Origin of the sequence: Chryseobacterium sp. RU37D (assembly GCF_900156075.1) — a bacterium.
GTDB lineage: Bacteria > Bacteroidota > Bacteroidia > Flavobacteriales > Weeksellaceae > Chryseobacterium.
In genome coordinates, this window is sequence record NZ_FTMM01000010.1 from 85,607 (window position 1) to 108,653 (window position 23,047).

26 protein-coding genes are annotated in these 23,047 nt (G+C 34.7%); 7 read left to right on the top strand and 19 right to left on the bottom strand.

Annotation, left to right across the window (positions count from 1 at the left end; translation table 11 throughout):
• Positions 1-19 precede the first annotated feature (19 nt).
• The 14 genes from BW926_RS06900 to BW926_RS06965 form a co-directional block, all read right to left on the bottom strand.
• Positions 20-1,171 carry a methylmalonyl-CoA mutase family protein gene (locus BW926_RS06900; protein WP_076445505.1) on the bottom strand — a complete coding sequence of 384 codons (1,152 nt, stop codon included), beginning with the start codon at positions 1,169-1,171 and terminating at the stop codon, positions 20-22.
• Between the two features lie 108 nt (positions 1,172-1,279).
• Complete coding sequence (locus BW926_RS06905; RefSeq protein WP_076445507.1) at positions 1,280-1,633, bottom strand: FtsB family cell division protein; 354 nt, start codon at positions 1,631-1,633, stop codon at positions 1,280-1,282.
• Between the two features lies 1 nt (position 1,634).
• On the bottom strand, positions 1,635-2,267 hold the full coding sequence (gene udk, locus BW926_RS06910) for a uridine kinase (protein ID WP_410493251.1): 633 nt from the start codon (positions 2,265-2,267) through the stop codon (positions 1,635-1,637).
• A 100-nt stretch (positions 2,268-2,367) separates the two neighbouring features.
• Positions 2,368-2,943 (bottom strand): T9SS type A sorting domain-containing protein, encoded by a 576-nt coding sequence (locus BW926_RS06915; RefSeq protein WP_076445515.1) that lies wholly within the window; start codon positions 2,941-2,943, stop codon positions 2,368-2,370.
• Positions 2,900-4,120: a PepSY domain-containing protein gene (locus BW926_RS06920; RefSeq protein WP_317043263.1), complete on the bottom strand. Its 1,221-nt coding sequence runs from the start codon at positions 4,118-4,120 to the stop codon at positions 2,900-2,902. Before BW926_RS06920 ends, BW926_RS06915 begins: the two co-directional genes overlap by 44 nt.
• Before the next feature lie 394 nt (positions 4,121-4,514).
• Positions 4,515-4,820, bottom strand: coding sequence for an ATP-dependent Clp protease adaptor ClpS (locus BW926_RS06925; RefSeq protein WP_076445519.1), 306 nt, complete (start codon positions 4,818-4,820; stop codon positions 4,515-4,517).
• 11 nt (positions 4,821-4,831) lie between these two features.
• Positions 4,832-6,190 carry a hemolysin family protein gene (locus BW926_RS06930; RefSeq protein ID WP_076445522.1) on the bottom strand — a complete coding sequence of 453 codons (1,359 nt, stop codon included), beginning with the start codon at positions 6,188-6,190 and terminating at the stop codon, positions 4,832-4,834.
• 244 nt (positions 6,191-6,434) lie between these two features.
• On the bottom strand, positions 6,435-7,298 hold the full coding sequence (atpG, locus tag BW926_RS06935) for an ATP synthase F1 subunit gamma (RefSeq protein WP_076445524.1): 864 nt from the start codon (positions 7,296-7,298) through the stop codon (positions 6,435-6,437).
• Between the two features lie 85 nt (positions 7,299-7,383).
• Positions 7,384-8,961 carry a F0F1 ATP synthase subunit alpha gene (atpA, locus tag BW926_RS06940; RefSeq protein ID WP_076445527.1) on the bottom strand — a complete coding sequence of 526 codons (1,578 nt, stop codon included), beginning with the start codon at positions 8,959-8,961 and terminating at the stop codon, positions 7,384-7,386.
• 17 nt (positions 8,962-8,978) lie between these two features.
• Positions 8,979-9,518 (bottom strand): ATP synthase F1 subunit delta, encoded by a 540-nt coding sequence (gene atpH, locus BW926_RS06945; RefSeq protein WP_076445530.1) that lies wholly within the window; start codon positions 9,516-9,518, stop codon positions 8,979-8,981.
• 2 nt (positions 9,519-9,520) lie between these two features.
• On the bottom strand, positions 9,521-10,018 hold the full coding sequence (locus tag BW926_RS06950; RefSeq protein ID WP_076445532.1) for a F0F1 ATP synthase subunit B: 498 nt from the start codon (positions 10,016-10,018) through the stop codon (positions 9,521-9,523).
• 86 nt (positions 10,019-10,104) lie between these two features.
• Positions 10,105-10,299 carry an ATP synthase F0 subunit C gene (gene atpE, locus BW926_RS06955; protein WP_002979108.1) on the bottom strand — a complete coding sequence of 65 codons (195 nt, stop codon included), beginning with the start codon at positions 10,297-10,299 and terminating at the stop codon, positions 10,105-10,107.
• Between the two features lie 50 nt (positions 10,300-10,349).
• Entirely contained in the window at positions 10,350-11,438 is a 1,089-nt protein-coding gene (atpB, locus tag BW926_RS06960; protein WP_076445534.1) for a F0F1 ATP synthase subunit A, read from the bottom strand.
• A gap of 59 nt (positions 11,439-11,497) precedes the next feature.
• Positions 11,498-11,869, bottom strand: a complete 372-nt coding sequence (locus BW926_RS06965) for a hypothetical protein (RefSeq protein WP_143756513.1) — start codon at positions 11,867-11,869, stop codon at positions 11,498-11,500.
• A 456-nt stretch (positions 11,870-12,325) separates the two neighbouring features.
• Here BW926_RS06965 and ffh point away from each other — a divergent pair, with 456 nt between their 5' ends.
• A complete protein-coding gene (gene ffh, locus BW926_RS06970; protein ID WP_076445540.1) occupies positions 12,326-13,687 on the top strand; it encodes a signal recognition particle protein in 1,362 nt (453 codons plus the stop codon).
• 180 nt (positions 13,688-13,867) lie between these two features.
• On the opposite strand, the gene BW926_RS14345 is transcribed toward ffh, so the two are convergent.
• The 4 genes from BW926_RS14345 to BW926_RS06985 all read right to left on the bottom strand — a co-directional run bounded on the left by BW926_RS14345 (position 13,868) and on the right by BW926_RS06985 (position 16,901).
• On the bottom strand, positions 13,868-14,008 hold the full coding sequence (locus BW926_RS14345) for a hypothetical protein (protein WP_179077985.1): 141 nt from the start codon (positions 14,006-14,008) through the stop codon (positions 13,868-13,870).
• Between the two features lie 63 nt (positions 14,009-14,071).
• Entirely contained in the window at positions 14,072-14,728 is a 657-nt protein-coding gene (locus tag BW926_RS06975; protein ID WP_076445542.1) for an outer membrane beta-barrel protein, read from the bottom strand.
• A gap of 211 nt (positions 14,729-14,939) precedes the next feature.
• A complete protein-coding gene (locus BW926_RS06980) occupies positions 14,940-15,449 on the bottom strand; it encodes a hypothetical protein (protein ID WP_076445544.1) in 510 nt (169 codons plus the stop codon).
• 492 nt (positions 15,450-15,941) lie between these two features.
• Positions 15,942-16,901 (bottom strand): PhoH family protein, encoded by a 960-nt coding sequence (locus tag BW926_RS06985; RefSeq protein WP_076445546.1) that lies wholly within the window; start codon positions 16,899-16,901, stop codon positions 15,942-15,944.
• Positions 16,902-17,036: 135 nt separating this feature from the next.
• Between BW926_RS06985 and BW926_RS06990 the strand changes: the two genes are divergently transcribed.
• The 6 genes from BW926_RS06990 to rplI all read left to right on the top strand — a co-directional run bounded on the left by BW926_RS06990 (position 17,037) and on the right by rplI (position 22,287).
• A complete protein-coding gene (locus BW926_RS06990) occupies positions 17,037-17,864 on the top strand; it encodes an SAM hydrolase/SAM-dependent halogenase family protein (RefSeq protein ID WP_076445549.1) in 828 nt (275 codons plus the stop codon).
• 63 nt (positions 17,865-17,927) lie between these two features.
• Positions 17,928-19,232, top strand: a complete 1,305-nt coding sequence (locus tag BW926_RS06995; protein WP_076445552.1) for a dihydrolipoamide acetyltransferase family protein — start codon at positions 17,928-17,930, stop codon at positions 19,230-19,232.
• Positions 19,233-19,398: 166 nt separating this feature from the next.
• Positions 19,399-20,757, top strand: coding sequence for a chloride channel protein (locus BW926_RS07000; RefSeq protein WP_076445555.1), 1,359 nt, complete (start codon positions 19,399-19,401; stop codon positions 20,755-20,757).
• Positions 20,758-20,948: 191 nt separating this feature from the next.
• Complete coding sequence (gene rpsF / locus BW926_RS07005; protein ID WP_076445558.1) at positions 20,949-21,290, top strand: 30S ribosomal protein S6; 342 nt, start codon at positions 20,949-20,951, stop codon at positions 21,288-21,290.
• Positions 21,291-21,322: 32 nt separating this feature from the next.
• Entirely contained in the window at positions 21,323-21,625 is a 303-nt protein-coding gene (gene rpsR, locus BW926_RS07010) for a 30S ribosomal protein S18 (protein WP_002979091.1), read from the top strand.
• A 143-nt stretch (positions 21,626-21,768) separates the two neighbouring features.
• Complete coding sequence (rplI, locus tag BW926_RS07015; protein WP_076445561.1) at positions 21,769-22,287, top strand: 50S ribosomal protein L9; 519 nt, start codon at positions 21,769-21,771, stop codon at positions 22,285-22,287.
• A 94-nt stretch (positions 22,288-22,381) separates the two neighbouring features.
• Here the strand turns inward: rplI and BW926_RS07020 are convergent, their stop codons facing one another.
• The gene (locus BW926_RS07020; protein WP_076445563.1) at positions 22,382-22,951 is read right to left on the bottom strand and encodes a thioredoxin family protein; all 570 of its coding nucleotides are present in this window, start codon (positions 22,949-22,951) and stop codon (positions 22,382-22,384) included.
• Positions 22,952-23,047: the final 96 nt, after the last annotated feature.

The following is a 23,047-nucleotide window of genomic DNA, read 5'->3' on the forward strand; positions in this document are numbered from 1 at the left end:
GCGGAGCATCTCAATGATTTTATTCAAACATTTCAGCCCAGCGAACAGGTTTTATTTCCTTTTCATTATATAATTCTTCAACCCTCTTTTTAACCTCTGATTTTGGATATAGATTAACGCCGATCAATTTGATTTTGCCTTCTTCCACCCATTTTTGCTCTTTAGTGGCGTGTTCGTAGATTTTCTTTTGGATAATTCCCTGTTTTAAAAGCTCCAGATAACCTCCTTTTTCTTCAATTTCCACAAATAATTCCCAGGATTTTCCGGCAATCTGTTGCGTAAGATCTTCCACATAATAACTTCCATTGGAAGCATCTTCGAAAACGTTGATAATACTTTCATAGGCCAGAACAATCTGCTGTTTGAAGGAAATTTCTTCAGAGTTTTCCGTACTTCTGTCAACCAGATAATTATTGCTGAAAACAGCATCAGCGCCTCCGATCATTGCTGAAGCAAGCTCCAAAGTAGAACGTATCAGGTTGTTTTCGTTATCAGCAACGGCCTTGTTTCTTAAAGAAGTCTCCGCAAAAATATATGGAATCTCGTCTAGCTCATATTCTTTTGAAAGCTGATTGAAAACCATTTTAAATGCTCTTAATTTTGCTATTTCAAAAAAATAATTTCCTCCTATGGCAATTCTGAAAATTAGTTTATTAAGAATTTCGGAGCCGTAAACTTCAATCAGCTCTTTAGTTTTTGCGAGTGCAATACCTAACTGCTGATATATTGCAGCACCGGCATTCTGATGAAGTGAAACATCTACACAAATATTTCTTTTGAACTGTTTTGCTAGTAATTCTTTCACCAATTGATCATTAATAACGGTTTTTTTTTCGTCAAAAACATCAATTAACGAAAAATATTGATCCTCCTCTTTCGGACTGATGTGCCCGGCCAGATTTATATTATTGACAAATATGGCTTTTTGTGCAAGATTTTCAACGTTATGGTTCAAAATAAAAGCAAATACATCTTCCTCCAGATTTTCATGATATTTTGCAACCAAATGGGTGCTTTCTTCAATTTTAGGAAGGTTTACCAGCGGTTTTTGTACAGTATCATAGAGTGGTTTCACTTCAATCCCTTCAAGGTTTTCTTTTTTAAGAACCGAATAGATATCGTCTGTTTTAAGTTGTTTTTTTACTAAATTTTCCCAGGCTGTGTTTGACATTGGATGTGGATTATTTGTGAATTGTCAATGATGAATTTTATTTCAAAAAATGATATTAAAGAATTAACAGGCCAGGCGGGCAGGCTTGTTCACCATTCACTTTTAAAATTATTTTTTTGTGTTTGCACTATCAACTACCAGAATGAAAATTTCTTCATTTGGTTTTTTCATGAAATAATTTTCTCTTGCGTATTTTTCTTTTTCTGATTTATTATTCATCAGTTTTTTATAGAACGCATCATTTTTTTCGTATTCGGTTTTATAGTACTGAAGCTGGTCTTCGTATTTGTTGATCTCCCCGTTCAGCTCATTGATTACCAGAAACGAGGTTTTATCAAAGAAAATCATCCAGACCAGAAACAGGCAAATGGTAATGGTGTATTTATTTAAAATATATTTTTGAATAATTTTAAATGTTTCCGATTTTGGCTGGATATCCTTAATAAGTTTATTTTCTTTCATTTTAATGTTTTCTCAACGAGTTTTTGATAACAGTAGTTAAAAAATCAATCGCTACAGAATTCTGCCTCATATTGGGGATGATAAGATCCGCATCATTTTTTGAAGGCTCAATAAATTCCTGATGCATTGGCTTTAAAGTGGTCTGATAGCGGTGAAGAACCTCATTCAGATCTCTTCCCCTTTCCTGGGTATCTCTTCTTATCCTTCTGATCAGCCTTTCGTCTGAATCTGCATGAACAAACACCTTTAAATCAAATTCCTTTAATAATTCTTTATTGGTAAGGACAAGAATGCCCTCTACCACCAATACATTTTTAGGCTCTACAGTGACATGATCTCCGGTTCTGGAATGGGTTACAAAGCTGTAGATTGGCTGCTCAATAGATTCATTATTTTTTAATGCTTTTACATGTTTGATTAATAAGTCAAAATCAATAGATTTTGGATGATCATAGTTTAGAGCTTCTCTTTCAGCCAGTGTAAGATTATGATTATCATGATAATAATTATCCTGAGAAAGGATATTCATTCCTTCAATGTCAAGCTGTTGAATAATTTTATCAACAACCGTAGTTTTGCCGGATCCCGTACCTCCTGCAATTCCTATTACAAGCATTCTTTTTTTGTTCTTTATAGTTTTTACAAATATACTATTTTAGATGAATGCAAATAAAATAATGCCGGCTGAAATTCTTATAAACAAAAATCCGATGCTGCGTGCACCGGATTTGATTTTATTTTTTAATGAATTTTGTTGTTAATTCTAAGCCTTTTATCTTTAAAATATAATCTCCAGTCTGCAGATGTGAAACATTCATCGAATTTCTTCCATTTGCAATGGTCGTTTCCATTACTTTTCTTCCTTCCATATTGTAGATTTCCACTTTTTCTTCTTTACTTATTTTCATGGAAATATGTAATAGGTCTGAAACCGGGTTAGGATATATTGCAATCGCTTCTTTTTTAGACAAATCATCTACGCTCAGCTGGCAGGTATAAGAAGGCAGTGTATATCCCGCAGCAGTAAATTCTGTGGTCATATCCGTAATATCACTACATGTATATCCGAAAGTCCCCAACATATCAATGGCCGCCTGTCTTACTGCGATGGCAGCATTTTGTTGGTTGGTATTGGAGTTTGTCATTGAAAGCCCTTCAAGGAAAGCTCTGTCTGTTTTCGCTTTTCCGATTTTATTATAAATTCTCATCAATGCAGAAGCCCATATTTGCCCGTCTGTATGGATGCTGCCTGTAAGGCCTCCCGGATTAAGTTGCAGTATAATTGGTAATTCTTCCTGGCCAGTACTCATTATGTCCGTCCCAGCTAAACATCCAGTTATAAGCAGCAGCAGATGAAGGCCATTGGTTTAAACTTCTGCTGTATGATTGAGCCCAGTAGTCACCGCATCCCTCGCTCAATCCTTGAACCTGAGATAAATTGCCGTTAGTAAGCCAATCGTGTATTCCGTGTCCTAATTCATGCAAAATAACATCGGCATCTTCAGCGTCATCTACTCCTCCTTCTCCGAAAACTAATGTTCCATTATTATAATAAGAATTATCATCACCATCCAAACCATGAGGATCGTACCATAAAATTCCGGAATTTGTTAATGGTTTACAAACAATATTCAACGTTTCATTTATGTAACGTAAGCTATTATCAATATGCCAATAGGCATTTACCGCTTCAAATCCTTGATCATTTCTATTAAATAGAAACTGATTACCCGCCTGTGTAAAAAGACCTGTAGATGGTGTTTCCAAGTCTTTAATTTCAGCATAAGAACCTTTTAGCTTATAAACTCCTCCTGTAAAATCAATTTCAGGAATTGTCACCAGAGATCTTGCTGCATCCAGACTTGGATTGGTAGCATCATTATTGTCTACATATTGTCCGGCATATGCTACCTGCATTTTAGACAATGGATCAGGATTGAAAATGTATCCCGAGCCTGATACAAGAACTTTTTTAGTATTTATTTCTTTCTTTGTCGCTTTTTTCCTAGGTTTGGAAACCTCATTTTTTTCATGATGATACAATGCAATGTCTTTTGTACTAATGACATCTCCCGTCTGAGCATCAATAATAGTTTCCCAGCTTCCGGGATTATCATATGAACTCGTCAGGACACGATATACTAATTTTGTATTCCCTTGCTCAGTAACATAAACATAGAGCTTATTTTCTTCGAAAGTAATCTCTCCTTTTGAGTGAGAAGCGATATGTGCCTTTTTTACAGCTTCCACCGCAGAGAATGAAGGTACTGTGCTTATTTCCTGCACATTTTTTCTTAAGCTTTCTGTGGAAGTATAAGTGATATTCCCTTGCTTATTATAATGAAGTACGATTTCAGATTGAAAAACAGGTACATCTTTAATCATCTGCTGAAAACGTAAAGTTTCACCTGAGCTACCTTTTCTTACAAAGTTTAATTTAAATTGGCTGAAGTTTTGGATTCCCAGATTTCTGGAATTTTCTGTAATCTATTTTCTTGCCGGAGATTCTAAGGACGATTCCTGACCCATTAATGCTGAAGCAGCTATTAAACAGCCAAAAACCAGCGAGTTTAATTTTATTTTCATATAAATGTTATTTAAACAGCAAAAATAACAAAAGATGATGTAATTCTTAAGATTATATTTAAAAAATCTGAATTAGGGTTAAAGATTTTAAATAAATATCAATAAATCAATTGCTTAAATTGGTTATTATCATTTCTTAATTCATTTTATTAATTTTCAGCATAGAGAATCAGACCTGTTTGCAAAATATTTTCATTCTATTTTTTATTCTGAACTTAGGTTAAAATAATAAATATCCTACAATTAAAAGTGAGTAATTATTAAAATAAATCCGAAATTGAAGTTAAAACTTAATTTATACTATTTCACTTGTTAATTCTCTTGAAAGCAGTTTTTCATGCATCGGCTTAAGAATATCCATTGATCCTGTTTTTACCGTACATTTGCCTTTAAAATGTACCAGAATAGTACACTGTTCTGCCTGTTCCAGGGTATGCTTACAAATTTCAATAAGACAATCTATTACATAATCAAACGTATGGATGTCATCATTGTGTAAAACCAATTTATAGATTTCATCCGTATCATCCAGCACCAGAATCTCTTCTTCATACTGACGTTTCGGATCTTCGTAATCTTTTATATTGTTATAAAAAATCATTGTTAATTCGTTTAAACTTCACCTAGTTTTTCCGCCAGCTCATCTACATTATTTGGCTGTTCATAAACCAATTCTACAAGCTCTACGCTTTTATTATTCATTTTTAAAATCTTAAAATGATAATTGATAAGGTCAAATTCCTGGTTTTCTTCCGGAATATCTTCTAATTCGTGTAGAATAAGACCGGCTAAAGTATTGTATTCACTTTCTTCTGAAAGAGGCAATTTTTTAGGTAAGAACTCATTGATTTCGTCCAATGGCTGAGTTGCCTGAACCCAATATGTATTCTCCCCGATTTTATCTACGATCTTATCTTCATCGTCTTCTTCATCCTGAATTTCACCTACCAGCTCTTCCAAAATATCTTCAAGGGTGATGATACCTTCCGTTCCTCCAAATTCGTCAATTACGATCGCTAAATGCTGTTTTTTCTGCTGGAAAATCTTCAACAAATCTGAGATTTTCTTACTTCCTACTACAAAGAATGCATCTCGCATCAGGTCTTTTAGATCTTCATGATTCAGCTCACCCTTTCTTTTGACAAATTCTCTGATAATCTCTTTTGTATAAAGAACACCGATTACATTATCAATTGAATTTACATAAACCGGAATTCTGGAATACCCACTTTCCATGATTTTATTGATAATCTCATTGATATCTTCCTCAAAATCAATTGATGTAATGTTTTGTCTTGGAACCATGATCTGTTTTGCAGAATGATCCGTAAAATCAAAAGCATTTTTAATGATCTCATAGTTTTCTTCTTCAATCTCGCCGCTGTCGGCACTTTGCTTCACCAAAAGCTGAAGCTCTTCAGTGGAATGAATTTCGTGTTCTGAAGCCGGATGAATTTTAACTAATCTTAAAAAACTATTTGACATTGAATTCATTAACCAGATAAAAGGCTTAAAAATTAAATAAAAAACCCTTAGCGGAATAGCAGTTGCCATTGTTGTAGCTTCTGATTTTCTGATAGCAATTGATTTCGGAATAAGCTCTCCGAAGACAATGTGCATTATGGTAATTAACACAAAACTAATTATCAAAGAAACTGAAGTGATAGAAGATTCACTAAGATTAACATTAATTGAATTAAAAATATTCTCAACAATATGATGCAGTGCACTTTCTCCTACCCAACCCAAGGCAAGGGAAGCCAAAGTAATACCCAACTGTGTGGCTGACAAATACTCATCAAGATGCTTAATGATATGCTCAGCCTGCTTTGCCATAGAATTTCCTTCTGCAGCCTTTAGCTGGATTTGTGAATAACGAACTTTAACAATTGAAAATTCAGCGGCTACGAAAAAGCCATTAAGTAAAACAAGTAATAAGGCCAGCAAAAGCCTGACTATGTCCGAATCCATTTAGAAATTGTATAAATTTATTGTACAAAGATATATAAAATAAAAATAACCTGAGATGTTGATGGTATATTTTCATTGGGAAAGGATGTTGGAAGATGAATTTTATTTAAAATTAATTTTTAATTAAACTTAAAACCAAAAATACCTATGATAAGTACTAAGCTCCGTCTTTCATTTTACTTCCAAAATTGCAAAAAAAGGCACCGATAAAATCGATGCCTAAGTATTTCTATTAAGATAATTCTTACGAATTTTTCAAAGCTTCTGCTCCGGAAACGATCTCTAAGATTTCGTTTGTAATGGCAGCTTGTCGTGCCTTATTGTAGAAGATTACCAAGTCATTCTTCAAAGCTTGGGCGTTGTCTGTTGCTTTATGCATTGCAGTCATTCTCGCCCCATGTTCTGATGCTACCGAATCTAATACAGCTTTAAAAACTTGAGTTTTGATAGATTTTGGAATCAAATTATCTAAGATTTCCGTTCTGTTGGGCTCAAAAATATAATCTGTTTCTACTTGAGGTTCTGCAGTTTCAGGCATAGAAATGGGAAGAAGCTGCTCGGTAGTAACTTCCTGAGTAGCAGCATTAACGAATTTATTGTAAATTAAATAAACTTCATCAAATTTACCTTCTCTAAAGCTAGTCATTACCGCTTCCGTTACGTGAGCAACATTATCAAAGTTCAGGTTGTCATACACAGAGCTGGCATTGGAATATACCGTTCGGTTTCTTCTTACTGCATCAAAAGCCTTTTTACCTATCGGAAGAACTTCAATTTCATATTGAGAATTGTTCTGAAATTGCACATTAAGCTCTTTAACAATAGATGAATTGAAAGCTCCTGCAAGACCTCTGTTTGAAGTAACAGCAATGAAAAGTATTCTTTTTACCTCTCTTTTTTGAGCGTAAATAGAAATCTGATCAGGATCTGAACTAGAATTTACATTCTGGATAAGCTCCTGTAATTTCTCAGAATAAGGTCTTAACATTACGATTGCATCTTGTGCTTTTTTAAGCTTTGCAGCGGAAACCATTTTCATAGCACGTGTAATTTGCATCGTAGATGAAATTGACGTAATTCTGCCTCGTATTTCTTTTAAGTTTGCCATATTATGTTAGTTGTTGGTTGTCGGTTGTTGGTTGCTAGTTTTTAGAAAATTCTGTCAACTATCAACCAAAAACCATCAACTAATTTTAGTTATATTTTGCAGCTAAATCGTTAGCAGCCTGCTTAAGAACACCTGTTATTGAATCATCGATTTTTCCAGCTTTGATTGCAGCCATTGTATCAGGATGCTTAGATCTTAGGAACTCGATATATTCTACCTGAAATTCTTTTACTTTTCTAATAGGAACGTTTCTTAGTAAGTTCTCAGTTCCAGCATAAATCATAGCAACTTGGCTGTCTACAGGAAGTGGAGAGTTTACTGGTTGCTTAAGGATTTCTACATTTCTTTCCCCTTTAGAAATTACTGCTAATGTAGCAGCATCGAGGTCGGAACCGAACTTAGCAAACGCTTCTAGTTCTTTATATTGAGCCTGGTCTAATTTAAGAGTCCCAGAAACCTTTTTCATTGATTTGATCTGAGCATTACCTCCTACTCTAGATACAGAGATACCTACGTTGATCGCAGGACGAACCCCTGAGTTGAATAGATCAGACTCCAAGAAGATCTGTCCATCTGTAATAGAGATTACGTTTGTTGGAATATACGCAGAAACGTCACCCGCCTGAGTTTCGATAATTGGAAGTGCCGTTAATGAACCACCACCTTTTACGATTGGCTTTAAAGACTCTGGTAAATCGTTCATCTGGCTAGCGATTTGGTCATCAGCGATAACTTTCGCAGCTCTTTCCAATAATCTTGAGTGAAGATAGAAAACATCTCCAGGATAAGCTTCACGGCCCGGTGGTCTTCTCAATAGAAGAGAAAGTTCACGGTAAGCAACCGCTTGTTTAGATAAATCATCATAAACGATCAATGCCGGTCTACCAGTGTCTCTGAAGAACTCACCGATCGCAGCACCTGCCATAGCAGAATATACCTGCATAGGAACCGGATCAGATGCATTAGCAGCAACGATAACCGTATAAGCTAAAGCTCCTTTATCAGAAAGAGTTTTAACAATTTGTGCTACAGTAGATGCTTTTTGTCCGATAGCTACATATATACAATATACAGGCTGTCCTGCATCAAAGAATTCTTTTTGGTTAATGATCGTATCGATTGCAACAGTAGTTTTACCTGTCTGTCTGTCACCAATAATAAGCTCTCTCTGCCCTCTTCCTACAGGAATCATAGAGTCGATTGCCACGATACCTGACTGTAAAGGCTCAGTTACCGGCTGTCTGTAGATAACTCCGGGAGCTTTTCTTTCCAATGGCATTTCGTATAAATCCCCAGTAATAGGACCTTTACCATCTATAGGGTTACCAAGAGTATCTACTACTCTTCCTAACATACCTTCTCCTACTTTAATAGAAGAGATTCTGTTTGTTCTTCTTACTGTATCTCCTTCTTTAACTAATTTACTTTCACCAAGTAGTGCAACACCCACGTTGTCTTCTTCAAGGTTTAGTACAATACCTTCTACATCACTAGAAAATTTCACCAACTCTCCATATTGTACGTTTTCTAACCCGTATACACGAGCAATACCATCACCGATGGTTAAAACTGTTCCTACTTCCTCAACGTTTGATTGAGTATCGAAGTTGGCCAATTGCTGTTTTAAGATCGCAGATACTTCTGCCGGATTTATTTCTGCCATTGTATGGTTGTTTTTCTTTAATTTAATTGAAAATCTTTTTTAATTTGATTAAGCTTAGACTTCACAGAAGCATCTACTAACTGGTCTCCTACTCTTAATATATAACCTCCAAGAATTTTCGGGTTTACATTTAGTTTCAAATCAAAATTCGAATCAGCTTTTACCAGGTTAGTAGATCTTAAAATTTGATTGATATTTTCTTTTGAAATCTCAGTCGCTGTAGTAAGAGTAATTCTCTGTACACCATTGATATCTTCAACTTTGTTGATGAATTCCTGAGCTATATTCTTCAACTGGTTTTCTCTTCCATGTTTAATTACCAAAGTAATCAAATTTTGAGAAGAAGCAGATAACCCTTTGAAAATCTCTTTTGCTACTTCTATTTTCTTTTTAGAATCGATATAAGGAGTCATAAAGAATTTGTTTAAGTCCTTAGACTCACCCATGATCTTTACTACATCTTTCATTTCAGAAAATACAGTAGCCGTTTGCCCTGATTCATTAGTAAAATCAAGTAAACCTTGTGCGTATCTTTTAGCTACTTTAGATGTAAGCATTATTAGTTAAGGTTTGATTTGTTTAAATAATTTTGAACTAATTCGTTTTGAGCTTCGTTGTTGTCTAATTTCTGTTTAAGGATAGACTCTGCGATGTTCACTGATAAAGTGCCTATCTGAGTTTTGATATCTGCCATTGCAGCATTTTTCTCAGCGTTGATAGTTTGTTTAGCAGCTTCGATCAATTTGTCACCTTCAGATTTAGCAGCATCTTTAGCCTCACCTACGATTCTATCTTTAATTTCTCTAGCTTCTTTAAGGATCGCATCTCTTTCGATTTTAGCTTCACGAATGATTCTTTCGTTATCCTCTTTTAAAGTTTCCATTTCTTTTCTAGCCAATGTGGCCTGATTAAGAGCATCAACGATAGAAGTTTCCCTGTCGTTAATAGATTTTAAAATAGGTTTCCAAGCGAATTTACCTAACAAAAATAATAATGCTAGAAAAATAACAGATTGGATAATAAATAATCCTGATGAAAACTGGTGAATTAATTCCATTATATTAATGTATAAATAATTATTATTTTTTTCTTAAATAACCACTATCTGTAACCAACCGTTACGGATAGTGGTTTTAGTTTTAATTAGTTTACTGCGAATAGAGCAGCAAACGCAACACCTTCTACAAGTGCAGCTGCGATAAGCATAGCTGTTTGGATTTTTCCAGATTGTTCAGGTTGTCTAGCGATAGCTTCAAGAGCAGCAGCTCCGATTTTACCAAGACCGATACCTACACCTAGTACTACGATACCAGCACCTACAATTTTAGGGATTTCCATAATATATAATTTTTAAAAATTTGTTTCTAAATAATATTTTAAACTTTTAATTAGTGAGCAGCGTGGTGTTCATGCTCGTGCTCCTGCACTGCCATTCCGATGAACAAGGCTGATAACATGGTAAAGATATAAGCCTGTAAGAATGCTACTAATACTTCCAATAAATAGATAACCAATGTAAGGAACGGGAAAGCAACACCTGCTACAAAGTTTTTAAATACATAAATTAATCCGATCAAACTCATTACTACGATGTGTCCTGCAGTCATGTTGGCAAAAAGTCGAATCATCAATGCGAAAGGCTTAGTAATTGTTCCTAATAATTCGATTGGCAACATGATCAGTTTCATTGGTACAGGAACTCCCGGCATCCAGAAGATATGCAACCAGTAATCTTTATTTGCAGAAAATGTAGTTATTAGATAAGTAAGGATCGCCAGAAAGAATGTCATTGTAATATTACCTGTAACATTGATTCCGAAAGGCATTAACCCTAATACATTCAGGAATAAGATGAAGAAAAATACTGTTAATAAATAACCGATAAATCTCTTATATTTATGTCCGATGTTTGGGATAGCAATTTCGTCTCTTACGAAAATTACCAATGGTTCTAAAAATCTTGCAGCCCCTGTAGGAACCTGAGATTTTTTATAAGACCTTGCCATTCCTGTAAACAATACAAACATGAAGATTGATGTTAATAAGATAATAAGTACACTCTTCGTAATTGATAAGTCTAAAATTTTTTCTGATGTAACGTGGCCTTCTTTATCTTCTGCCAATGTTCCTTTTGCATCTGTCTTGTAAATTTTTTCGTGATGTAATTTATAGAAATTACCGTCAACTTCTGTTGGCTCCCCATGCATAAACCCTTCTTTGCTACTCATGAAAGCGTGAATACCGTTATCATAAAAAATAACAGGAAGAGGAAAACCAATGTGATGACCTTCTTTGTCTACCATCAATGTAAAGTCGTGAGCATCCAGCAAGTGATGATCGATAAACTCCTTGTTTTCTTTACTTACTTTGTCTTTTTCTGAAAGCTCTGTAGTGGCAGAACCTGCCTCCCCGTGCTGCGCAGACACTAAGTTTAATACAAAAATACTGTAGAATAAAACTGCGAATTTCTTAAACATTGATAGGTTTTTTTCGTTGTGCAAAAATATAATAATTTTTCTAGTTTCAATAAATAATTTTACTGTTTTTTGTCATGATTAATGAGCTTAATTGCATAGTACGTAAGCAGTGTTGTTAGGACAAAATATGGCATAATAAAATGAAATTTATAACCTGGAATGGCTTCAAAGTTTAATTTTTTCTTAATTAGATACATTAAAGCGAATTTTAAAAGGATCAGGCCAATCACAGACAGTCCCAGAAATTCCGGAGCCACCCTGTTGATCAAAACAATCAACGTAATCATCAGCATAAACATTACACTTAAGAATAAATAAAATTTCACGATCACAATTTCATCCAGATGAAAAACAAATTTCCATAAGGAGAAATGAATCAGAAATGTTAAAAAAAATAATACCGTAACCAGAATATTTGGATTAGCCTTCATTATCAAATTTATTTTACCTAACATTGGTTAGGTTAATTTTATTTGATCACAAAAATAGACTTTTTCTATCGTATTTCCTCATGATTTGATTTTTATCATCTCGATTGAGGGAGTTGGTTTATTTTTGGGGAGATAGTTTTTTATTCTTAGGTTTATTAGCGTCAAGTTTGTCTTTCTGATTTCTATGACAAACTTGCGGTTATTTTCCAAACGTTTTTTTATGACTACCACCCTAGCCCCGATTGAAACGACATCCTTTTTGGTTGCGGCTGGAGCATAAACTGCAGGTTTACGAACGAAGTTCTGGAAGCCGTAACCAAAAAGATACAGTGGAAAGCGGGATTAAGCTCCAAATAAAAGCAAGATTAATTTATGCATATATATAATATTACGTGCAGAACACTTTGGATATACCAAAAATTCCTTATTTTTGCAGATCTATAATTTACAATACATATGTTTAATAGTTTACAGGATAAATTAGACAAAGCGCTTCATAATATTTCCGGAAGAGGAAAAATCACGGAAATCAATGTCGCGGAAACCGTAAAGGAGATTCGTAGAGCATTGGTGGACGCCGATGTTAATTATAAAGTTGCAAAAGACCTTACTAAAAGAGTTCAGGATAAAGCATTGGGAGAAAACGTTCTTACTTCGCTTACGCCGGGACAGTTGATGACGAAAATTGTTCACGACGAACTGGTAGATCTAATGGGAAGTTCTCAGGAGGGAATCAACCTTTCAGGAAAGCCTTCTGTAATTCTTATTGCAGGTCTTCAGGGTTCTGGTAAAACAACTTTCTCCGGAAAATTAGCGAATTATTTAAAGACAAAAAGAAATAAAAAACCTCTTTTGGTAGCGTGTGACGTGTATCGTCCGGCTGCGATTGATCAGCTTAAAGTTTTAGGCGGACAAATAGGGGTTCCTGTTTTCACGGAAGAGGGCTCCATGGATCCTTCCAGTATCTCTCAAAATGCGATTAATTTCGCAAAAGCAAACGGTCACGATATTGTAATTGTTGATACGGCAGGTCGTTTAGCGGTTGACGAGCAGATGATGAAGGAAATTAAAACAGTTCATTCTACGATTACACCAAACGAAACTTTGTTCGTTGTCGACTCAATGACAGGTCAGGATGCTGTAAATACGGCAAAAGCATTCAATGATACTTTGAATTTTGACGGGGTTGTTTTAACGAAATTAGATGGTGATACCCGTGGTGGAGCTGCGTTGACGATCCGTTCTGTGGTTGAAAAACCAATCAAATTCATTTCTACAGGGGAAAAAATGGAGGCTTTAGACCTTTTCTACCCTGAAAGAATGGCGGACAGAATCTTGGGAATGGGAGATGTTGTTTCCCTCGTAGAAAGAGCTCAGGAGCAATTTGATGAAGAGGAGGCAAAAAAACTTCACAAGAAAATCGCTAAAAACGAATTTGGTTTTGATGATTTCTTAAAGCAAATCAATCAGATCAAAAAAATGGGTAATATGAAAGATTTAATGGGAATGATTCCGGGAGTTGGAAAAGCGATCAAGGATGTTGAAATCAGCGATGATGCTTTTAAACACATCGAGGCGATCATTTATTCTATGACTCCGGACGAAAGAAGAAGACCTTCAATTATTAATACTCAGAGAAAAAGCAGAATTGCAAAAGGTGCAGGTAGAAAAGTGGAAGATGTAAACCAATTAATGAAACAATTCGACCAAATGGGTAAAATGATGAAGATGATGCAAGGTCCTCAAGGTAAGCAAATGATGCAGATGATGAGCAAAATGCCAAATATGCCGGGAATGGGCGGAATGTTTGGAAAATAATTTTTAGAATATTGAACAATTCAAAACATAAAAATCCAGTTCAAAATTGAACTGGATTTTTTTCAACACTTTGTCAAAGATTTCAAATCTTTGACAAAGTGTTTATTTATCAGATTTCTGAGCTTTAGCCTTAATGAAATAAGAGAAACCCACGTTAACTCCAAGTTTTCACGTTTGTGTTTAACATCTGTATTCATCATCGTATCTTTGTTTTGAGAACTGATCGTAAGAAACTCTAAGATTACACCTGTCACCTTTGGTCATCTGAGCGTTTGAAAGTCCGAAAAATACTACTGTACTCGCTAGTACTAGTTTTTTCATGACTATATTAATAGAAAAACCCTAAGCAAGCTTAGGGCTTTTATTTCTATAATTCTTTGTTTATTATTTTGCAAATACATACTTAACACCGAATGTAACTGAAGATAAGTTCAATCCGAAGTTGTAGTTGTTTGTAGCATCACCATCTTTTGGTTTGTAGTTGCTGTAACCAAATTCACCGATAGTAGCTTCGATAGACCAATTTTTATTTAAGAAATAATCTAAACCTGGCTTTATAGTAACACCAATCTGAGTATATTTAGCTTCAGAAGAATTTGAAGTTGTAGTAGTTGTAGAACCTGAAGTAGCTACAGTAGAGTTTTCAACTTTAGTTTTCCCGAACTCCATTGGCACAGCTAACTGTCCAAAGATATATAATTTGTCCGACAAAGTCCAGTATTTTCTTGCAAACGGAGCAACCACGAAAGCCGGCTCTTTTACTTCATTAGTAGACACAACTGTAGTAGATGGTAAAACTGCAGTAATGGTATTTTTATCTTTCTGAGTTTCGTATCCGATTCCTAAACCTACTGCTAAGTTGGGCGCAATGAAATATCCAACTGTTGGCAATACGTTGAAGCTTTCTGATTTATTGTTACCATTGTTAGCTTCTACCTGAGAATAGCCTACAGAACCTGACAAATAAGTTGTTCCTTTAGCGATCTGAGCATTAGATAAACCGAAAAGTGCAACAGCACCAGTTAATAATATTTTTTTCATTTTTAAAAAATTTTAATACTTTCTGATGGCAAATTTACAGTGATATTATTTAATATTAAAATTTGTTAATGTGATTAATATCATTTAAAAAAATTAGCAATTTTTAACAATAAAATGTATTAAATAAATATTTTTATTTTTTTCACAAACTTTTGAATAAAAAAACTCCAATTTTGCAATTGGAGTAAAAATTATTTGATTTTCTTATTTTTTATTTCAGGAAGAAATTCACACCCAAGTTAATAGCTCCAAAATTAAATCTATCATCACCAAACCAATAATAGTCATAATGCTTATGCTTGCTGCTGATATTCTGAAATCCCAAGTACAATTCTGCGTTTTTCATCTGATATCCCACTCTTGGTGCAATATACAAACCGCTATTGATATAATTTCTAGTAGAAATTGCCGCTCCAAGATCCATTTCTACAAAAAGTGGAAGTTTATCAAACTTATATTTTCCTGAAACTGCAATTGGAATAAATCCAAAATCATCTGCATTATCTTTCCCAAAAAAATGAGAATATCCTGTAGTAGCGCCAATATCCAAACCTTTAGTAATATTCCACATATAAGCAGCTTCGACACCAATTGTAAAGCTTGCTGCGTCAGAAGCGTCCCCCAGCGGAGCACCTACGTGACCTCCTAATCTAAATCCTTCCTGTGCCTGCATCAAACCTCCTAAAAGTGCAAAAGCACCTAGTAATAATAGTTTTCTCATTTTAATAATTTTAATTTTACTGTTCAAAAATACTAATTATTTTCTTTTTTACTATTAAATAAATCAATTACATTATTTAAGAAAAACAAAAAGCAGAACAAAATTTTGTTCCGCCTAATCATTTAATGTAAATAAATTCTAATTACCTCCGAATTTGAAGCCTACAGCCATCTACGCAAAGCTGTTGGTTATCTCCCCAGCTTCCGTCATTAGACAGATTAGAAACATCCATAGTTATATCTTACGTTAAAGAAAAGCCTATTTTCAAACATATATTCCAGCCCACAATGAGGCAATATAAAGTCTTAATATCATCTTTGATATCCACTTCACCTTCGCAAGAAGATTTTTTATATTAATATTTTTTAATTATTTCGGGAATAAAAACAGTAATTATTTTCAAATGAACTAAAAATCAATATTTTTTTTAATTATAAAAATAAAAAATAAGGATAATTTTTACTATCTAACTAGTATTTATTTCAATTAATATTAATCGCTTCTTAATCTTTTCTCTTCATCGTTATAAGCCAAAATAATTTTCTTGACCACAGGGTGCCTTACCACATCTTCTTCCGTAAGATGTACAAACCCTATTTCTTTTACATTATTTAGAATTCTCATGGCTTCTTTCAATCCGGATTGCTGTTTTGGAGGTAAATCGACCTGGCTAGGGTCACCTGTGATAATAAATTTCGCATTCATCCCCATTCTGGTTAAAAACATTTTCATTTGGGAATGCGTTGTATTTTGAGCTTCATCCAAGATTACAAAAGCATCATCCAGAGTTCTTCCTCTCATAAAAGCCAACGGAGCCACTTCAATTACTTTTTTTTCCATAAAGCCCTCCAATTTTTCATGAGGAATCATATCTCGAAGCGCATCATACAAAGGCTGTAAATACGGATCCAACTTTTCTTTAAGGTCGCCCGGTAAAAATCCTAAGCTCTCCCCCGCTTCTACTGCAGGCCTAGTCAGAATAATTCTTTTTACTTCCTTATCTCTCAAAGCTTTTGCTGCTAGCGCAACACTGGTATAGGTTTTACCGGTTCCCGCAGGTCCGATCGCAAAAACCATATCTTTTTTCTCTGTTTCCTTTACTAATTTTTTAAGATTGGTAGTTTTAGCTTTAATTATTTTACCGTTTACTCCTTTTACAATAATATCCTGATCGAAAACAAGCTGTTTTTCATTTTCATCTTTAAGATTAAGGATATTTTCAACATCTTTAAGCTCAATAGAATTATTTTTCGAAATAAACTTTACAATATCATCCAGCTTTTGCTTCAATATATCCAAAGCCTCCTGATTTCCCATTGCAAAGATAAAGTGATCTCTTCCGGTAACTTTAAGTGTTGGAAAGCTTGATTTTATTAAATTGAAATATTGGTTATTAACCCCATAGAAGATTTTAGCATCGATATCTTCCAAATCATATGTTAATTCAAACATGCAGTACTTAATTTAGTTTTTAGATTTTAAATTTAAACCTTTTTTTCAAATTAATATCAAATTCTTTTCCACAATCTTCGGGCTTTCCTTTATTTTTAAATAAATTTGCAAAACGATCATTTCTATAACTATTTAATGTCAATTATTACCCTTACTTCGGATTTCGGAAATTTAGATTACAGAGTTTCTGCTGTGAAAGGCAAGATTCTGTCTCTAAACTCTGAGGTGAATGTTGTTGACATTACCCACGACATTCAGGCTTTCAACCTTATACAAACTACCTATATCATAAGAAATGCTTATAAATATTTCCCAAAAGGTACCATTCATATCCTTTCTGTAGATAGTTTTCATCACAAATCGAGGAAGAATGTTCTGTATAAAGCAGATGGATATTATTTTTTGGCGGCGGATAACGGACTTTTAAGTTTAATTTTTTTTGATATTAAACCTGAGGCCATTTATGAAATTACTTTAAACAACAGGTTCGACGATATTGTGAATTTTACTTCAACAGATGTTTTTGTGCCTGTGGCCGTACATTTAGCGAATGGTGGGCTTCCCGAAGTGATCGGCAGAAAAATAAAGCACGCCAAAGAACTTCTGTTCCCGAAACCTGTCTACAACGAATCTGAAAAGATGATTATAGGTGAAGTAACTTATATTGATAATTTCGGAAATATAATTTCAAATATTAGTAAAGACTTCTTTGAAAGTACAGGAAAAGGTTACGAAAATTTCACCATAAAATTCAGAAATCTTAGCCTTTCGAGAATATTTTCTAGTCACACGGAAGTAGTTTCGGATTGGTCAAGAGAGACAGAATTTCATGGTCAATCGGCAGCAATTTTCAATGACAGCCAGCTTTTAGAGTTAACAATTTATAAGGGAAGTAAGAAAAATGGTGCAAAATCTTTGTTTGGATTGAATGTAGGCGAAAATATTTACATTGAATTTTTCTAAAATTAAATATTTCATAAAAAAAACGATTTTTTTTATATATTTGTCAAAATCTAAAAATTAAAAATGGCAGAATACAAATTATTGCTTCCTTCCATGGGAGAAGGTGTTATGGAAGCGACAATTATCTCCTGGTTATTCAACGAAGGCGATAATGTAAAAGAAGATGATTCCGTAGTAGAAATTGCAACAGATAAAGTAGATTCAGATGTACCGACACCAGTTTCGGGGAAGATTGTGAAAATCTTAAAGCAAAAAGATGAAGTTGCAAAAGTGGGTGAAGCCATTGCTATTTTAGAAATTGAAGGAGAAGGCGGAAATACTGCTTCAGAAGAGGTAAAAACAGAAGCACCGGATGCACAAACAGTACAGACTATCGAACAACCTTTAAAGATAGCTGCTTCCACACAAGAATTTTCGGGAGATCTTTACCTATCCCCACTTGTAAAATCAATTGCACAACAGGAAAATATTTCTGAAACTGAACTTAAATCTATTAAAGGAAGTGGTTTAGAGGAAAGAATTACCAAAGAAGATATTTTAGCTTACGTTAAAAACAGAGGAAATCAGACGACACCACAGACGGCTCCGGTACAGCAGACAGCTTCTGTTCCTCAATCGGCTGTAACTTCAGCCCCGGCTTCTACGATTACAGCTGCAGCTGGTGATGAGATCATTCCTATGGACAGAATGAGGAAAATTATCGCTGAAAATATGGTAAAAGCTAAGCAAATTGCTCCGCACGTTACTTCTTTCATTGAAACAGATGTGACCAACGTAGTAAAATGGAGAGCTAAAAATAAAGACATGTTCGAAAAACGTGAAGGTGAAAAATTAACTTTCATGCCGATTTTCGTAAAAGCTGTAGTTAAAGCGATCCAGGATTTTCCAATGATCAATGTCTCTGTAAACGGTGATAATATCATTAAAAAGAAAAACATCAACATCGGTATGGCAACAGCTTTACCGGATGGAAACCTTATTGTTCCTGTTATTAAAAACGCTGATCAGTTATCCCTTTCAGGATTGGCAAAAACGATCAATGATCTAGCTTACAAAGCAAGAAACAAGAAATTAAGACCTGAAGATACGCAAGGTGCAACCTACACGATTTCTAACGTAGGAAGCTTCGGAAACCTCATGGGAACACCGATTATTCCTCAACCTCAGGTTGCTATTATGGCAATCGGAGCGATCGTAAAAAAACCGGCAGTTCTTGAAACTAAAGATGGCGATGTCATTGCGATTCGTCAATTAATGTTCATGTCTCATTCTTACGATCACAGAGTGGTTGATGGTTCTCTTGGCGGAATGATGTTGAAACACGTTCACGATTATCTTGAAAACTGGGATCTGAACACTGAAATATAATTATAAATGTTAGTGATAAACTATGACATTGTCATGCTGAGCTAGTAGAAACATTGTACAATATAAACCTTCGGATTTTTCGGAGGTTTTTTATTCTGATAAACATATTATTTACAAAAATGTATACAAAACTTTTATTTAAATATAGAATAAACTAAATTTGAAAATGTTCAAAACTTTCATATACATCCAAAGGGGGCTTAAAAAATCATTCGACAACATTCGAAACGAACAACTGAAGCACAATCTACTTCAGGCAATTCCTTTTTGGATTGGCTCGGTGATCACAGGCTTTACAGCGATGTTATATGCTAAAGTCTTTGCCTGGGGTGAAAGCCTTCTCCACTTTATTATGAACTGGCACTCTTGGCTGATCTTCATTATTGCTCCGGTTTGTTTTGTGCTTTCGTGGTGGCTGGTTAAAGAATTTGCTCCCAATGCCAAAGGAAGCGGAATTCCGCAGGTAATGGCAGCAGTAGAATTGGCGAATCCAAAAGAACATAAAAAAATCAGGAGCTTATTAAGCTTAAAAATTATCATTTTTAAAATAATTTCCTCTGTTATTTTGGTGATTGGTGGTGGTGCTATTGGCCGTGAAGGGCCTACCATACAGATTTCCGGCTCTGTTTTCCGAAAAGTGAACGAATATCTTCCTGAATGGTGGCCTAAAATTTCCAAGAAAAACATGATCATGACGGGTGCAGCAGCAGGTCTTGCGGCAGCTTTCAATACTCCTTTAGGCGGAATTGTATTTGCTGTGGAAGAACTTTCAAAAACACATATCAATTACTTTAAAACAGCTTTATTTACAGCGGTTATTATTGCAGGTTTAACGGCGCAGACTTTGGCGGGTTCTTATTTATATTTAGGTTATCCAAAAACAAATGATGTTTCACTAATGGTGATGTTCCCGATTATTTTAGTTGCGGGTGTTGCAGGAATTCTGGCAAGCCAGCTTTCCGTAACCATGCTTAAAATCACTGACTGGAAAAAAAGAAAATTAAAATCTGATAAAGCTAACGTTATATTTCTGATTATCTGCGCTTTGACTATAGCATCTATTGCTTATTTTATTAACTATGAAATTTTAGGTTCCGGAAAAGAAATTATGGAACGCATTCTTTTTACAAAAGACAAGCACGAAGATTGGTATATGCCTGTTTTAAGGATGTTAGGGCCAGCTTTGTCATTTACATCGGGAGGCGCCGGAGGGATTTTTGCCCCTGCCCTCACTGCCGGAGCAAGCATTGGTTCTGTAATTTCGGGAGCTATTAATTTAACCCCAAACGAGACCAATGTTGTTGTGCTTGGAGGAATGGTCGCTTTTTTAACAGGGATTACTCGAGCTCCATTTACATCAGCCATTATCGTCCTGGAAATGACCGACAGGCATTCATTAATCTTTCACCTGATGCTTGCCGGAATGGTGTCTTCCATTGCCTCAATCCTGGTAAGCAGACATTCTTTATATGATATGATAAAAGTTAATTTTTTAACAGAAATAAGAAGAGAGAATAAGATTTAGGATTTAGATTGAAGTTAATGAGTTTGAGTCTATCAGCAAAAATAATTAACAATTAAACAATCAGTCAACATCCGCAACTAAAAACCATAAACTTTAAACATTAAACCTGAAAGCCATCAACAATTCTTGCATATTACAAATATATTTCCTACTTTTGCAGCTCGAAATAATTAACAAATTTATTTAACATTATGAACAATTACGAAACTGTTTTCATTTTAACTCCCGTTCTATCTGATTCACAGGTGGAGGAAGCAGTGAAAAAATTTGAAGATCTTATCAAAGAAAAGAATTGCGAAATCGTTGCTAAAGAAAACTGGGGATTAAAAAAATTAGCGTATCCAATCCAATTAAAAAAGAACGGATTCTATACTTTAATCGAATTCAAAGGTGAAGGTACTGTAGTTGCTGATCTAGAATTAGCATTCAAACGTGACGAGAGAGTAATCCGTTACCTTACTACAAAACTTGACAAGCACGCTTTAGAGTATGCTGTGACTAGAAGAGCAAAAGTAAAATCAGCTAAAGCTTAATTATTAACCCTATTTTTTAAAAAGACAAAGACATGGCAATAGACGAAATGGCTAAACAAGCCTCAGCAGGAGGAGAATCTGAAGTAAAATTCCTTACTCCGCTTGATATCAATACAAAATCTGAAAAAAAATATTGTAGATTCAAAAAATACGGAATTAAGCACGTTGACTATAAAGATGCTGATTTCTTATTACAGTTCGTAAACGAGCAAGGAAAAATCTTACCAAGAAGATACACTGGAACATCTTTAAAGTATCAAAGAAAAGTTTCTGCTGCTATCAAAAGAGCAAGACACCTTGCATTACTACCATACGTAGCTGACTTATTGAAATAAATTGCAATATGCTATAAGCCATAAGCTTTAAGCCTACTGCATATAGCTAAAGTAGTTGCTGAATTAATTAATAAATTCTAACGAAGTGAAGAAAACCCGGACCACAAAACCCGGAACTCGGATCTCTAAAACGGACAACAACAATGGAAATTATCCTAAAAAAAGATGTAGAAAACTTAGGACTTGAGTTTGATACAGTAAACGTAAAGCCTGGTTATGCCAGAAACTTCTTAATCCCTCAAGGATTTGCTCTTTTAGCTACACCTAAAAACAAAGCAGCTTTAGAAGCAACTTTAGAAGCTAGAAAAGAAGAAGAAGCTAAATTAATCGCTGCTGCAAACGCTGTAGTTGAGCAATTGAAGAAAACTTCCGTTACAATTCCTGCAAAAGTAGGTACTGGTGACAAATTATTCGGATCTATCAATAATGCGGATCTTTCTGCTGCTCTGGAAAAAGCCGGAGTTTCTGTAGAGAAGAAATACATCAAAATCCCAGGTAACACAATCAAGAGAACTGGTAAAGTAACTGCTAACATCAGATTACACAGAAACGTAGAATACAACTTTGAATTCGAAATCGTATCTGACGCTCCGGTAGAAGCTCCTAAACCAGCTGCTCCAAAAGCTAAAGTTGAAGAAACTCCTTCTACTGAAGAAGCTTAATCAGACGGGATTTATCAAAATAAAAAGGCCACTTCAAATTGAAGTGGTTTTCTTTTTTTATATTTAAAAACCGGAAAAACTCCTGGTTAATTTTTTATGATTTGGGAGTCCATTGTTTAAAGAATTCCTTTGTTTTCTCCAGACTGTACCCTTTTCCTTCCTCTAAAACTTCGCTATTCTGCACATGAATCATCTTTCCGTTCTGATCAAGAACAATAAACACCGGATAACCGAATTTATCTCCCGGGTTTCCATATTTTGCGAAAACTTTTTCATTTTTATTATCCGGAGAGAAGTTCAGGTGATAATATTCGTAGTTTTTATCAACAATTTCCTTCAATTCCGGGGTGGTCTGTACAAATTGATTGAATCTCAAACACCAGATACACCAGTTCCCTCCGGCCTGTATCATAATATTTTTCTTTTCCTTCTTTGCCTTTACAATTAGATTCTGAATATCCTTTTCAGCATCAGCATTAGGATTATAGGGTTTTGGTAATCTGGCTTTTTCCTCAGCAGCTTTTTTCTTTGCATCAAGTTCTGCGTGGTCAGTTTTTATCAGCAAAGCCTTATCTGTTTCCCTTCCATCAGGCTTATCTTTCAATTCTTGGGAAAAAGCACAAAAGCTTAACCCCAAAAATGCTGTTAAAATTAGTTTTTTCATAGAAGTTGTTTAAACTTATTTAGACAAAAAAGTTCCAAGAAAATTAGCAATTTTGGATTGCAATTTAAAAAACTAATAATCTGGAACTCATCAGTA

Coding starts and splice junctions, on each gene's coding strand:
- BW926_RS06900 (WP_076445505.1), bottom strand. CDS start 1,171: ATGTCAAACACAGCCTGGGAAAATTTAGTAAAAAAACAACTTAAAACA.
- BW926_RS06905 (WP_076445507.1), bottom strand. CDS start 1,633: ATGAAAGAAAATAAACTTATTAAGGATATCCAGCCAAAATCGGAAACA.
- BW926_RS06915 (WP_076445515.1), bottom strand. CDS start 2,943: ATGAGTACTGGCCAGGAAGAATTACCAATTATACTGCAACTTAATCCG.
- BW926_RS06925 (WP_076445519.1), bottom strand. CDS start 4,820: ATGATTTTTTATAACAATATAAAAGATTACGAAGATCCGAAACGTCAG.
- BW926_RS06930 (WP_076445522.1), bottom strand. CDS start 6,190: ATGGATTCGGACATAGTCAGGCTTTTGCTGGCCTTATTACTTGTTTTA.
- atpG (WP_076445524.1), bottom strand. CDS start 7,298: ATGGCAAACTTAAAAGAAATACGAGGCAGAATTACGTCAATTTCATCT.
- atpA (WP_076445527.1), bottom strand. CDS start 8,961: ATGGCAGAAATAAATCCGGCAGAAGTATCTGCGATCTTAAAACAGCAA.
- atpH (WP_076445530.1), bottom strand. CDS start 9,518: ATGCTTACATCTAAAGTAGCTAAAAGATACGCACAAGGTTTACTTGAT.
- BW926_RS06950 (WP_076445532.1), bottom strand. CDS start 10,018: ATGGAATTAATTCACCAGTTTTCATCAGGATTATTTATTATCCAATCT.
- atpE (WP_002979108.1), bottom strand. CDS start 10,299: ATGGAAATCCCTAAAATTGTAGGTGCTGGTATCGTAGTACTAGGTGTA.
- atpB (WP_076445534.1), bottom strand. CDS start 11,438: ATGTTTAAGAAATTCGCAGTTTTATTCTACAGTATTTTTGTATTAAAC.
- BW926_RS06965 (WP_143756513.1), bottom strand. CDS start 11,869: ATGAAGGCTAATCCAAATATTCTGGTTACGGTATTATTTTTTTTAACA.
- ffh (WP_076445540.1), top strand. CDS start 12,326: ATGTTTAATAGTTTACAGGATAAATTAGACAAAGCGCTTCATAATATT.
- BW926_RS14345 (WP_179077985.1), bottom strand. CDS start 14,008: ATGAAAAAACTAGTACTAGCGAGTACAGTAGTATTTTTCGGACTTTCA.
- BW926_RS06975 (WP_076445542.1), bottom strand. CDS start 14,728: ATGAAAAAAATATTATTAACTGGTGCTGTTGCACTTTTCGGTTTATCT.
- BW926_RS06980 (WP_076445544.1), bottom strand. CDS start 15,449: ATGAGAAAACTATTATTACTAGGTGCTTTTGCACTTTTAGGAGGTTTG.
- BW926_RS06985 (WP_076445546.1), bottom strand. CDS start 16,901: ATGTTTGAATTAACATATGATTTGGAAGATATCGATGCTAAAATCTTC.
- BW926_RS06990 (WP_076445549.1), top strand. CDS start 17,037: ATGTCAATTATTACCCTTACTTCGGATTTCGGAAATTTAGATTACAGA.
- BW926_RS06995 (WP_076445552.1), top strand. CDS start 17,928: ATGGCAGAATACAAATTATTGCTTCCTTCCATGGGAGAAGGTGTTATG.
- BW926_RS07000 (WP_076445555.1), top strand. CDS start 19,399: ATGTTCAAAACTTTCATATACATCCAAAGGGGGCTTAAAAAATCATTC.
- rpsF (WP_076445558.1), top strand. CDS start 20,949: ATGAACAATTACGAAACTGTTTTCATTTTAACTCCCGTTCTATCTGAT.
- rpsR (WP_002979091.1), top strand. CDS start 21,323: ATGGCAATAGACGAAATGGCTAAACAAGCCTCAGCAGGAGGAGAATCT.
- rplI (WP_076445561.1), top strand. CDS start 21,769: ATGGAAATTATCCTAAAAAAAGATGTAGAAAACTTAGGACTTGAGTTT.
- BW926_RS07020 (WP_076445563.1), bottom strand. CDS start 22,951: ATGAAAAAACTAATTTTAACAGCATTTTTGGGGTTAAGCTTTTGTGCT.